The organism is Bacteroidia bacterium, from assembly GCA_019695265.1.
Classification (GTDB): Bacteria; Bacteroidota; Bacteroidia; order JAIBAJ01; family JAIBAJ01; genus JAIBAJ01.
Genome location: JAIBAJ010000098.1, coordinates 1 through 13,926 on the forward strand (window position 1 = coordinate 1; position 13,926 = coordinate 13,926).

At 37.6% G+C, this 13,926-nt stretch carries 6 protein-coding genes; 3 read left to right on the plus strand and 3 right to left on the minus strand.

Annotated features, from left to right (window positions below):
* Positions 1–430: 430 nt before the first annotated feature.
* From K1X82_12335 to K1X82_12345, 3 genes are all read right to left on the minus strand, one after another.
* Complete coding sequence (locus K1X82_12335) at positions 431–1,726, minus strand: hypothetical protein (protein MBX7182893.1); 1,296 nt, start codon at positions 1,724–1,726, stop codon at positions 431–433.
* Positions 1,710–2,066 (minus strand): PadR family transcriptional regulator, encoded by a 357-nt coding sequence (locus K1X82_12340; protein MBX7182894.1) that lies wholly within the window; start codon positions 2,064–2,066, stop codon positions 1,710–1,712. The genes K1X82_12335 and K1X82_12340 overlap by 17 nt, the downstream gene beginning before the upstream one ends.
* A 179-nt stretch (positions 2,067–2,245) precedes the next feature.
* Positions 2,246–5,083, minus strand: coding sequence for an outer membrane beta-barrel protein (locus K1X82_12345; GenBank protein ID MBX7182895.1), 2,838 nt, complete (start codon positions 5,081–5,083; stop codon positions 2,246–2,248).
* A gap of 637 nt (positions 5,084–5,720) precedes the next feature.
* Between K1X82_12345 and K1X82_12350 the strand changes: the two genes are divergently transcribed.
* The 3 genes from K1X82_12350 to K1X82_12360 are packed head-to-tail and all read left to right on the plus strand — an operon-like array spanning position 5,721 to position 13,555.
* Complete coding sequence (locus K1X82_12350) at positions 5,721–7,217, plus strand: HTTM domain-containing protein (protein ID MBX7182896.1); 1,497 nt, start codon at positions 5,721–5,723, stop codon at positions 7,215–7,217.
* A 3-nt stretch (positions 7,218–7,220) separates the two neighbouring features.
* The gene (locus K1X82_12355) at positions 7,221–8,093 is read left to right on the plus strand and encodes a leucine-rich repeat domain-containing protein (GenBank protein ID MBX7182897.1); all 873 of its coding nucleotides are present in this window, start codon (positions 7,221–7,223) and stop codon (positions 8,091–8,093) included.
* A 20-nt stretch (positions 8,094–8,113) separates the two neighbouring features.
* A complete protein-coding gene (locus tag K1X82_12360; GenBank protein ID MBX7182898.1) occupies positions 8,114–13,555 on the plus strand; it encodes a T9SS type A sorting domain-containing protein in 5,442 nt (1,813 codons plus the stop codon).
* Positions 13,556–13,926: the final 371 nt, after the last annotated feature.

Below are 13,926 nucleotides of genomic sequence, written 5' to 3' on the forward strand. Positions count from 1 at the left end.
CCGGAAGGTTAATCCAAATCCCTTAAGGATTAATAATTAATGGGGAAAGTACTCCAATCACTATTTCCATTAATTTATCATAGCCATTGAATGGAATTCCTTATGTCACTTTGAAATCCTTTCATGTGCTGCAATTCTGTCATTTTCGGAAAACCCTGGCAGTTAGGTATTTTTCAAAACCCAAGCACTAATGCATAGCCTTGAATAGTAAGCTCAGACAAAGAACTGATAGAAACAGTGATGCTTTAGTTTAGCGACCATTAGATAGGTAGCGCATCGGGCAACGATAGAGGCAAGTAGCTCCAAGCCAACGTAGCGATTTAGCGGAGTTGACTTGGACTACAGCCGATAGCGTGACCCGAACGCCTGTGCAAGTTATTTGAAATTAGCAACAACTCCTTAGGCGGAGGGGGCCCGCATAATAGGAAAATTAAAAAATAGTCTTTCCGTTGTTACTGATTTTTTCAGCAGACCTTAGATTAGCTATAACTTGAGCTCCAAAGAAGGGACGATGTACTCTCTGGCAATCCAAATTTACACTTTCTGTTATTTGTTTCCCATTTTGCAAGGCAGCCTTTCTATAAAATTTCAGTTTAAGGTTGGTTACGATGAGCTGGGTTTCAGACAAATTAACCAGTAACAACAGGTTATTAGAACTATTCAATTCACTTAAATCCATTTTTAGAATAGAGCTTTTTGTTGGAATAATAAACTCATTTGGATGGAGACCATTATATTCATTTACTTGTTGCTGAAGATTTTTAAGCAATAAATATCCCTTACCATTTTCTCTGAAATCATCACCAAGATGCAACTCGGGAATTGCGTTCTCTTCCGGATTTTCAGAAAGTTCAGGCAAATGTTGAGAATGAATGGCATTCATAAGTAAAACTGATTTTGTTTCCTCACAAATCTGGAAAATTTGGTTTAACCGAACTACCGATTCGGAGTCTTCCTTTAATACATACTGATTAGAACTCTCTTTTAACATGGAATTCAAAAGCACTTCGCTTTGCAAAAAGGCAAAAGATTTGGTTGGACTATTGGGTCTTAAATTGGTTAACAAAAACTGAACACCAAAAACCACCACCAACAAAATCGAAATAACAATGCTATTCACTTTAGTTTCCGGATTTCTGATTCCTCCAAGGAGAAAACCAGGGATAAAAATTAGTACAGCAATTGCCAGTGAAATATACCACATAAAATTGGCATGCGGCCAATGCATTACTTTAAATAAAGCAGAGAGGCAATAAAGCATGGCAACAATAGTACCTGAAGCAAGGGTAAATTTATTAGAAAACGATTGCTCTTCCTTGGCCTTCAGAACGAAGACCAATGGCAGAAAAACAAAGGAAATAATTAATATAGAAATCAAGAACAGAAAGGCAGCTCCGGGCAGGTGAAATACTTTAAATATGGATCCTACCAAGAATCCGATAACACCGAAGCTACCGCTTAATAACATGATGCGTTTCATTGTGTAATAGTGTTTAAATTTAATTAGGAGAATTGTTTCTTCTTCAATTTCAACCAGTTCTTTTTGGTAAAAAGATTGAATGGTTGTTTGATAGAATCCTTCGAAGTCTCCATTTGCTTCGAGACCTTGCTCAATGATACAACAAACATGATCTAATAGACTTTGCTGCAGGCTGTCTAACTTGACTCCACGTGCACGAATGTCGTCAAGAATAAAATCAATCTGTTCTTCAGAGAGCTGGTACATACAATGTATTTGGTTTTAAATCCAACAAAATGGTCATGGTTTCCATAAATGCCACGAGTTCATTTACCTTTTCAACCGTTTTCCCTTTTCCGGATTCGCTTAAACTGTAGTATTTCCTTACTCGCTTACCAATAAATTCAGTTTCAGTAGTCAATAACCCCTCTTCTTCCAATGCGTGAAGGGTGGGATAAAGAGCACCTTCCGTAATTTGAATTTTATCGAAAGTGAGTTCTTTAACTTTTTGGGTTATCTCATAACCATACATTCTTTTGTTATCGGCCAATAACTTCAAAACAATGGTTTTTAAAGTGCCTTTAATTAGTTCTGTGGAATAAAGCATACTAGTTATTTCAAATACATTGGACAAATATACATTAGATTCTTATGTATTATAAAAACAACGATATAATTTCCTATAAGAAAATGAAAATCAATTACTTAAATTTTATTCTTGGGCATAAAAATACCTAAGATTCAAAGGTGTCGCTTATCAAAATCCACTAAAAAACATCAGATATCTTATGGATTCTTCCTTTCTTGGGATTTAAATTTACGCAGAACATAGGTAAAAGTGAACATGTAATATCTATTCAAAACCAGGTTTCTGGAATTTTCAATGTAGGTATCGCTCAAGTTTCTGGAAACACTTTGGTTTTGGTTCAGGATATCAAATACGCTTAAGCGCAATTCAGCATTTTGATTTTTCAAGAATTTATAGGCAAAACCTCCATTCCATAAAAAGAAACTGGTATTGAATGCTGAACCGAGTCCGGTATATAAGGTATGGTTTAATTCTGTTGAAATAAGAAAGCCTTTCCAAAATTGCCAATTCAATCTGGCCGATGAATTTTGTATATAATAATTAGAGTTTTGAGTTTGCAACAACGAGTTAGAAACCAGGTAATAGTTACCGGTAAGGCTCACTGTAAAGTCAAGTTTTTCATTGATATTACTACTTAATACGAAACCTGCAGTTGGATTAGCTGATTTGGCCAAATTTCTTTCATTGTTGATTAAACTGGGAGTTTGACTATACCCAAAACCTGCATTAAAATTTAAGTTGCATTTGATAAACGTTAACGGTAGTCCATAGTTCAAGAAAATTCTTCCATTAAGATATCCATTTAAATTGATTGGTTTGGTAATCCTAGCCCCTCTATACAAGGTTACACCTTGAGTAAGCAGGGTATCAGAACTAGCAATAAATGTTGAGTTACCAACATAATTAAGCGTAGTTGAAATATTTCCGAATAAGAAAAAATTTGTGCCTTTTTCTGCATTCGCCCAACTAAATCTGGAACCTAAAAAATGAGAATAATCCTGTTTCAAGAATGGATTACCGGAGGTTAACATGAGTGGATTTGAATTATCCACTACTTCTTGCAATTGAGTAATGGAAGGAGGGTTGGTATTTGATCGATAAAAAATCCTCCAATTCGCTTTTTTACTAAATTGTACCATCATCATAGCCATTGGAAGCACATTGGAAAATGACCTAAAAGTTCCCTGATTATTGGGGAATTCCTGGTTTCCTTCTAATTCAGCATATTGGTATGACGCTCCAAGCATAAAATTAAACATATCTGTTCTAAACCTATAGCTCAATCGAACTCTTTGAACGGCATAGGTATTTCCATAGGTACTGCTTAAAATTGAATCCAGAACCTGATCCTGAATAGAATCCATTCCTAATTTATAGGTTCGTTTATCCGCATTATTCCAAGTTACCGCAGGTATATAATTTAGTTCCACAATACTTTTCTTTCCTACAGGTTCAGTATATCCTATGTTTCCACCAACTGTAATTCCTCTGCTTTGGTTGGATCCTAGTTGTTCTAAAAGCACTTCGGTAGAATCTGAACTTTCAAAATAATAGTTTTGAGAATTTAACTTTGAAGTTCCCTTTCTATTATTTCCTTGAGAATTGGCGCTCAATGAAAATGTTCTTCCTTTCTTTAAAAACTTATGTTGATAAAGAATTTCACCTGAAAAATTATAAACCTCATTAAAACTATGGTTTGCAGTATTGGTGGAATTTAGGGTTGCCTCTTGGAAGGAATTAGATCCATTAGAGGAAGTTGTCGTTATTGCCCTTTGATAGGTTAATTTTGGAGTAAAAATGATAGAATTTAAGGTATCCGGATTGTATTCGACCCTTAAACTTCCACGATGGATCATATTCTCTTTGGAACTTGAATTACTTTCTTGATAGACCTGCCCTTGCAATTCATTGTTAAAGTAGGTTCGTTCGAGTGAATTCTCATTTCCATTTTCAGACAAATTAAAGAAATAGGAAGTGTTAATAGTCAACTTTTTACCCCAACTTTCGCTGTAATTTATTCCTGCTGCATGTGTTGTGGTAATTCCGCCTAAGGAAGAAACAGTAAAATTATCGGCATCACTCTGATAACCGGGAGGTCGTCCCATTCCTCCTCCACCCATTCCTCTACCTCCCATACCGCCGCCTGGCCCTCCTTGTTGTTGAGGAAAAATCCCGGCAAGGTCCTGGGAAGAAAAATTCTGAACATTAATATTATTACTTTGTCCGATAATTGATATTTTTCTTTTAGACGAAAACAAATTCAGATTTACCCCACTTTGGTATCTGTTATTGGTAAAATCAGTTCCATAGCCACCGAATACCTTCCCAAACTGGCCATTCGATTTACCCGGTTTGGTAATAATATTGATTGTTTTAGTGGTATTACCATCATTGAAACCGGTTAGTTGACTTTGATCGGAAAGTTTATCAAACACCTGGATTTTATCTACTACTTCGGCCGGTAAATTTTTTAATGCAGCAGTAACATCATCTCCAAAATACTCCTTTCCATCAATTAAAACTTTCTTAACATCCTCACCATGAGCTTTTAAAGTACCTCCTTCCATGGTAATTCCGGGCATTTTCTTGGCAAGGTCTTCCAGAGAAGCATCGGGATTGGTTTTAAATGCATTTGCATTGTATTGAGTAGTATCTCCTTTCTGTTCTGCACGTACTGCCCTTTCTTCTACTCTGGCCTCCGTCAAATTCAGACTTTTGGGTTTTAAAAAAATAGTTCCCAAATCCAAATCATCTGATATTCTCCCCAAAGGTTGAGTGTAGGTATAGCTACCTAAATACGATACTCGAAGTTTATACTGACCTGATTCCTGAACTACCATTTTAAATCGACCTTCTATGTCGGTGGTAGTTCCGATGGATTTGGAGCTATCAGGAATGGAAACCAGAAGAACATTAGCACCTACTAAAGAAATCCTGCTGCTTTCATCTAATACAACTCCTTGTACTCGGAAGTCCTGGGAAAAAACCTTTGAGGTAAGAAATAGTAAAAATAATAATAGATGATACTTTTTCAAGATTTGCAAAAGTGCAAAATCACATTTGGGTTTCCTGCATTTTTTTAAACATTTGCAAAAATCCTGTTCAATCGAGATTAAATAGGGTATGCTGAAAAAGTTAACCAGAAGGAAAGGATTATTTTTAATACTTTTTATGTGGGCCCCCTCCGCCCAACCAGCTATTTATTAACTCCAAACTAACCTGCCCGGGCGTTCGGGTCACGCTTTCGGCAGTAGTCCTCGGCCCACTTGGCTAGCGCCGCGTGTGCCTGTGGGCTACTTGCCTCTATCGTTGCCCGATGCGCTACCTATCAGTTTATTTTCCAACCCAATTTGTCACGCTATCCATCAGGCAACTGCAAGAAGTTCATTGCGGAATGAGAAAAAATTATGGCAAGCGCTAAGGCGAATAAGCACTTAAATAGTTAAGAATAAATGGCTTAGAAACTATGCATCAGTCCTACTATAAAATCCAGAATCCAACCTTTTGCTTTTCTACATATAAATTTAAGGAATTGGAAATTTGAAAGTAAATGATGCTCAACTATTTTTGCAAAAAACACTCCGGGTTAAATTTACTAGTTAGTTTTGACTTCCGGAGAAAACTAAGTTTTAGTCTATTCTTCAATTCCAAAATAAACCATTAATCTTTTGAATGAACCCTTCAATTAAAACATATCTAGAAAGTATGATGCCTGATCGAAGGTCTTTGGGTTTATTCCGAATAATTCTGGGAATTAGTTTAGTTTACAATTTGGCTGTAATCAAATGGTCGTTTATTCCACAATATTGGGGGAGCCATCCACTTATTCCACCAGGTGTTATGCAAAATTTGGGAGGAGGTTTTGTAAAAACCATTTCGGTTTTTACCTTCATACATTCAGATGGATTTGCTTACTTATTTTTTGGCATTGGTATTCTATCTGCAATTTTCTTAACGGTAGGCTTTCTATCCAGGATTTTTTCGTGGATCAGTTTAATTATCCATTGGAACATTGTTCAAGCCTATGCAGCATTTTCATTTGGGTTTGACATGTTTTTATTTCAAATTCTTTTTTGGGCGTGCTTTTTACCACTGGATTCCGAGTTTTCAGTAAAAAAACAATCCAATCAAAAAATTTCCGTTTGGCCGGCACTTGTTCTAATTATTCAGGTAACCTGGATTTACTTTAGCACCGGAATGGCTAAATACGGAGATAGTTGGACCAGTGGATATGCGGTAAGGAATATGTTGGTGGATTATTGGGGAGCAACAGACTTAGGTAAAGAATTAAGTAGTAATAAATTGTTTTACACCGCTACAACCTATATATCCTTAATTGTGGAACGATTATTCCCGATTCTGGTACTACTAATTCCAAAATTCAAATGGACAAGACCTGTATTATGTGTGTTTTTGGCATTGTTCCATATTTCCATCATGTTGAGTTATCATGTTGGTAGTTTTTCAATCACCGGCTTAGCTGTTGCAGCTTTTTTTATTCCCGGAAACTGGTGGGAAATTATTGGAATACATTCATTCCATCAATTAAATCTTCAATGGGAGCTGCCATTTCAGGGTTGGAAGAAGAAAACTTTAGGCTATTTACTTATTTTATCCATCTTCATTATTAGTTGGAAAAACATTTTCTTTTTACTTGAATATTCTTCTTTGCATTTAAATTCAAAATTCCAGCAAAAGGTACAAAAAATCAGTCATTTGAACATTCCTTCACCAATCCATGTATCCATATTTTGGCAATATTGGAAAATGTTTGCCCCCAATCCTCCTGTAAAAGCCGGTTGGTTCAGTTTGGAAGAATTGAAGGAAGATGGTACGGTAATCGATGTAATTTCACATAAAACTGTTCAAGAAAAACCAAGTGTTTTATGGAAACCCAAGCAATTTGAACTCTATTTATTGATGTATTCCAGGACCTTCGACTTACCCGATTCCGGTACAAGGAAATTTAGATTCTTTTTAAAATATTGGACTCTAAATCATTTAAAACACATTAACAATCAAGATTTTAAAAATATTTTCTTTACCGATTATTTGTTTATTATTGCTAACCAGAAATCCCTTTCCCAAACATATGTTAAGCGACATATTCTATCGGTTTCGAAAATTATTGACGAAAATTACGAAATAGGCCAAGGTTCAATAGAATAATAAATGAAATTCCTCCAGCTCGTTATTACCATTGTTTGCTTTCTAAATTCATTACTTGGATTTAGTCAAAGAGATATTTCCCAGGATTCTTCCTTTTATGATTTGAAAACAGCTTTATCTAACAAGGAAAAGGTTGTATTATTAGTTTTAAACAATGAAGGATATAAAGAATTACCATCTCAGATTTTAGAATTTCCTAACCTGAAGGCACTTAATCTATCTCATAATAAATTAAAAACACTACCATCCTGGATTGCCCAAATTTCCAATTTGGAAAGTCTAATTCTACTCGACAACAAAATCGATTCATTTCCTTTTAGTATAACTTTTCTTGCCAATTTGAAGGATTTGGACTTAAGCGGAAATCAGTTGGATTCATTGCCATTTGAATTAAATAATTTAAAGAAGTTGGAGCGCTTGACTTTGGCTGATAATCAATTGATAGAAGCAAGTTCTGCTTTTGAATTATATAACTTGAAAAGTCTAATTTTAAGGAATAATAAAATTGGCTTCATACCCAGGGGGGTTGGGAAATTAAGGAAATTGGAGGCGTTATGTGTTGCCAAAAATGGAATCATTTATTTACCTGAAGAGCTCTTTTTACTGCCTTCCTTAAATTATCTTTCCTTATTCAGGAATCAAATAAAAACAGTTTCTGATCAGGTATGTAACTTAGGCAAACTCAATTATTTAAACCTTTTAGGCAATCAATTAACCAATCTTCCTGAATGTTTATTAACTTTGCCCAACATCAACATAATTAATGCCGGGGCAAATAGTTATGATGAAGAAACAATAAAGCATCTAAACAGCTTAAACATAAAGAAAATCAACCTTTTCCTCGAAAAAAACCAAAACGAAAGTTTTTTCCATTAGACAATCCAACCCTTCTAACCATGAAGAAATTTTACTTGCCAATTATTACCCTTTTCTTTTCTGTACTTACATTTTGTAATTCATTTGCTCAAACCTTAAGAGTTCAAGGAAGGGTAAATTCCTTGTCTTTATCGGATTGCAGCGATTGCAATAGCAGTGCAGACCCGAGGATTAAAACACGCATTTCAACTACTACACAACCTTGGTCTTCGGAATACAAAAATGAAAGGGACAATGTGGGTTGTGATGGAGGATTGTCAACAAATCCGGGAATTTATGATGTGACCGGTACTCCTATTACCGATGCTTGGTGGGTTGATATTAGAGGATACGAAACCGATGGATTTATATGTGGAGGAGATGACGGAAATTGTGATAGTTATTCCGGGCCTTCAGGTGTTTCAGGTGTTATTCTAACCACTTGGGCACCGAGTTGTTCAGGAACTTGGAATAACTTCAATGCATCAAGAACTTGTAATTCAGGTGGTACTCAAGTTTATACCAGTGCTACCCAATTGCGTTATCATTTCGATTTTGCCAGTCTTACCGATGCCAATGCAGGAGGTACCATTTCATTGTCAGTACCTAGCGATGCGAATCTTTGTATTGGAGGAAATCCCAATCAAATTAATGGAAATTCTATTTTGAGTGATCGATTTTCATCGAGGGATTGGGAAGTTAGCACCAATGGAGGATCGTCTTTTACTTCGCTTGGCTCATCAGGTCAAAATTACGACCCACCGGCATTAACTGCAGGCACGTATATTTATCGTAGGAAATTAACGTATTGCACAGACTTTGCAGGAGGAACAAAAACAGTTTATTCCAATTCCATTACCATCACGGTAAATCCTTTAGACAATGCTAATTTTTCATACTCCTCTGCATCGTATTGTTCCAATTTAGCCAATCCGAGTCCAACCATTACGGGACTAACCGGTGGAACATTTTCTGCTACTGCCGGTTTATTTATTAATCCAACAACTGGGGTTATCGCTTTAGCTTCTTCAACTCCAGGCGGGCCATACACAATCACCTATACAACCAATGGAACTTGTCCCAATTCAAGTACTCAACAAGTTAGTATTGTAGCAGCAGATAACTCCAGCTTTAGTTATTCGGCAGCTTCTTTCTGTGTAAACAATGGAGGTACTGCTGTTCCGGTAGTAACGGGTTTAGGTGGAGGAACCTTTTCATACACACCCAATTCAGGATTAACCTTTAATACAGGAACCGGAGCAATTACGCTTGCTACCAGCAATCCTGGAACCTATTCAGTAATGTATATTACCAATGGAGTTTGTCCTGATACTTCAACCAATTCAGTTATTGTTACAGCTGCAGACAATTCCTCTTTTTCTTACTCCTCTAACACCTTTTGTGTAAATGGAACAACCAATCCATTGCCACAAATTACAGGTTTAACCGGAGGTACATTTGCATCCTCTCCTGCAGGTTTAAGCCTGAATGCATCAACCGGAGAAATTACTTTATCAACCTCTGCTACCGGAATTCCATATATCATTACATATACCACAGTAGGTCCTTGTGCAACTAGTTCGAATTTTTCAGTAATCATTAACCCTTCACCTGTTGTTTCTTTCACCGGCTTGGCTGCTGATTATTGCATTAACAATACTTCATCGATTACATTAAATGGCTCTCCGGCAGGAGGAACATTTTCAGGTTTAGGTGTAGTTGGAACTACCTACACACCTTCCCTAACAACCATTGGCACTCATGTAATTACATACAACTATACTGATGGAAATGGATGTAGTGCATCTTCAAGCCAAAATGTTCTAACCAATGGTCTTCCATTTGTTTCAATTTCAGGAACCTTACCTGCTTATTGTGTAAGCGAAAATACACCTATTACTTTGACGGGTTTCCCTGCTGGTGGTAGTTTTTCAGGTCCAGGCATTTCAGGTTCTGATTTTACACCCTCAACAGCAGGTTCAGGTATTCATACCTTAACCTACACCTACACCGATCCAAATGGTTGTACCAATTCTGCAAGCACACAAGTAACAGTTTATGCTTTACCAACTGTGGCATTTGCCGGCTTAAATACTGATTATTGTATTACTGCATCTCCAAGCAATTTAACCGGATTTCCTTCCGGAGGTAGCTTTACAGGTACCGGATTAAGTGGATCATCCACATTTGACCCACAAGTGGCCGGTGTTGGAGGTCCTTATACCTTAACCTATACTTACACAGACGCCAATGGATGTACCAATTCTGCCAGCCAAACAACCGTAGTTAATAATACTCCAACAGTTAGCTTTACTGGATTAGCTGCACAATATTGCACCAATGACCCTTCTGCTACCTTGAGTGGCAACCAAGTTGGAGGAATCTTTTCTGGTCCTGGAATAAGCGGAACTACATTTTCACCATCCACATCAGGTACAGGTAACCTTACCATTACGTATTCATACACGGATGGAAATGGATGTTCTAATTCAATTTCTCAATCTACGGTAGTATATACTGCACCAACTGTAAACTTTGCAGGATTAGCATCTGCCTATTGCGAAAACGACGCATTGGATATTCTAATCGGATTCCCGGCAGGTGGCACATTTTCAGGAAATGGTGCAGTTGGAAATAATTTTAACCCCCAAGTTGCCGGAGTAGGAAATCAAACAATAACCTATACCTATACTGATGCTAATGGATGTTCCAACCAGGCTTCTAATTCTACCGTTGTAAATTCAACACCTGCAGTTTCATTTAGTGGATTGGCCGGAACATATTGCATTAGCCAAACCACTGCTGTTAGTTTAAATGGATCGCCAACGGGCGGAACTTTTATGGTTAACTCCGTTGTTGGAGGCAGCTTTATCCCTAGTGTGGAAGGATTAGGGAACCACACCATAAGCTATTTTGTAACCAACGCCCAAGGATGCTCTGATACGGCCTCTTTAGGAACAACCGTTGTGCCTGCCCCGGTGGTATCTTTTACAGGATTAGCTGCCCAATATTGTTCGAACGCTTCCTCTATCACTCTAACTGGTAACCCAGCCGGTGGAACATTTACCGGATCTGGTATTATCGGAAGTACATTCGATCCAACTGCAGCAGGTACAGGAACCATATCTATTACCTATTCCTATTCAGATGGTAATGGTTGCAGCAATAGTTCTACAAACTCTACTGTAGTGGTGGCCGCTCCGGTTGTTAATATTGCAGGTCTGGATGCAAGCTATTGTATTAATGGTTCTTTAGATCAGTTGACCGGCTTTCCAACAGGAGGAACATTTACTGGAAATGGAATTTCGGGAACTAATTTTAATCCTCAGGTTGCAGGAACAGGAACCCATACTATTACTTATTCTTATACAGACAACAATAGTTGCACTAGTACTACCACTGCAAGCACTCTGGTTAATGCTCAACCTGTGGTTTCATTTAGCGGATTATTAAACACCTATTGCATAGATAATTCTGTTGGAACTCAATTAATTGGTAGTCCATCCGGTGGAACATTCTTTGGAAATGGCATCTCCGGCAATTTATTTGTTCCGGCTAATGCGGGATTAGGTTCTCAAACCATTTTTTACACCTATACCAATGGAAATGGTTGCTCTGATACCATTTCAAATACCACCACAGTCAATGCTCTTCCTGTTGTAAGTTTAACAGGATTGAATACCACCTATTGTGCAGCAGATCCTGCATCCGTATTAACAGGCTTACCAGGTGGTGGTACATTTTCCGGACCAGGCAACGTAAGTAGCGGATCTTTCAATCCTGCTGCAGCGGGTGCCGGTACATATAATGTAACCTACACATATACCGATGGATTTGGTTGTACTAATAGCGCACAAGTATCTACTGAAGTATATCCAATGCCTAACACCCCGATTATTTCACCTCAAGGCCCAATTAACCTTTGTGTAGGAAGTGATACCTTATTAGATGCCGGAAATGGTTACAGTACGTATACCTGGTTCCTAAACTCCGGAGCTATTGGAAATGCACAAAGTTTCAATGCATCTCAGGCAGGAACTTACTATGTAACAGTAGCGAATACTTTCAATTGCCGGGCTACCTCCGGAACCGTAACAATTAATGCTGTTCAATTGCCTGTAATTAACCTCGGTAATGATACCACCTTCTGCCTTGGAACTACCTTTACACTTAACGCAGGTAATGGTTATACTTCCTATGCATGGAATACCGGAGCCAACACCTCAACTATTACTGTAAACAGTCAGGGCATTTATTCAGTTTATGTAACAGATGCCAATGGTTGTCATGGATCAGACCAAATTTCAGTACTTGCCGGAAATCTTCTTAACCCGGTTATTACTGCTCAAGGAAATACCCAAATATGCCAGGGTGATACCGTAGTTTTGGATGCAGGCTCTTACGCTACTTATAGTTGGAGCGATGGAGGACAAACCACCACACAATTCTTTAATGCAACTTACGCAGGTCCGATTTCAGTTACCGTAACAGATGCAAATGGTTGTTCGGGAACTTCTGCCCCTGTACAAATTGACGTATTACCTCTTCCAATAGTAAATATTGTTGCAAGCGGTCCAACCGAACTATGTGCAGGTAATTCAGTAACCTTAACCGCAGATCCGGGTTTTGTTAGTTACCAGTGGAGCGATGGGGTTACCGCAGCTTCAAATATTGTAACTCAACCCGGAAGCTATGTTGTTACAGTTGTAGGATCAAATGGTTGTGATAATAGTTCTGCTCCTGTGGTAGTTAATATTCACACCCCTCCTCAACCTACCATAACTGCCAGCGGTCCAACTACATTCTGTAAAGGAGGCTCAGTTAACCTAACCTGTGATCCGGGTGGTATGCAATATTTATGGACAACAGGAAGCACTTCTCAAACAATAAATGTTACTCAAACCGGTGATTATTGGGTAATTGTTGAGGATGGATTTGGATGCTCAGATAGTTCATACGTATTAAATCCTGTTCATGTGGAAGTAATTAATCCTTCACCGATAATTAGTATCAATGGAAATACCTTCACCTCTACTCCATTTGCATCGTACCAATGGTATCAAATTTTAGGTGGTGGACAACCGGATTCATTATTAGTTGGACAAACCAATCAAACCTACGTTGCCACCTCCAGTGGTACCTATTACCTAATTGTGACAGACCAAACAGGTTGTACCGGATCCAGCGTAGTTATTGAACATACCTATAATGCTATCCAGGAAAACAACTTCTTTAGCGGATTCCATGTTTATCCTAATCCAACTGAAGATTTGTTAACAATTGAACTTGGATTAGGCAAACCAAGTGCAGTTGAATTCCAAATTATCAACGGTAACGGACAATTAGTTAGAAACATAGAGTTAGGGCAACAAAACAAACAATTAGAAAAAAGCTTTAGGGTTGATAACCTGGCCAACGGAATTTATACCTTAATTGTTAAAGCCGGAGAACATACTATCCGAACTAACTTCGTCAAGAGGTAATACACTCAAAAAAAAAGGAGATCAGTTTGATCTCCTTTTTTTTTGAGCATTTGGGTTTGATCCTATTCTATTCCCACTAGACACAATTTTTAACTTCGAAGGGACTTTCCGCTTTTTTTTTATTCTTACCAATTTGATTCCAATCATCCTTTTCTCCGAATCTATTCTATTATTTTGCATTAGAAATACTTACTTTCGAATACCAGTTTGTGATTGTTCAATTTAACCAGGCAACTAGAGAACCAAATGAGATTCATAAACATAAACCAATTAATCCTTGAGTAGCCCAACATGAACCTTCCAAAAACACCCCTTTTACTGTCCTTTCTTTTAATCGGAATTTCATCCTGCAAAAAAGACCAGGATAACAA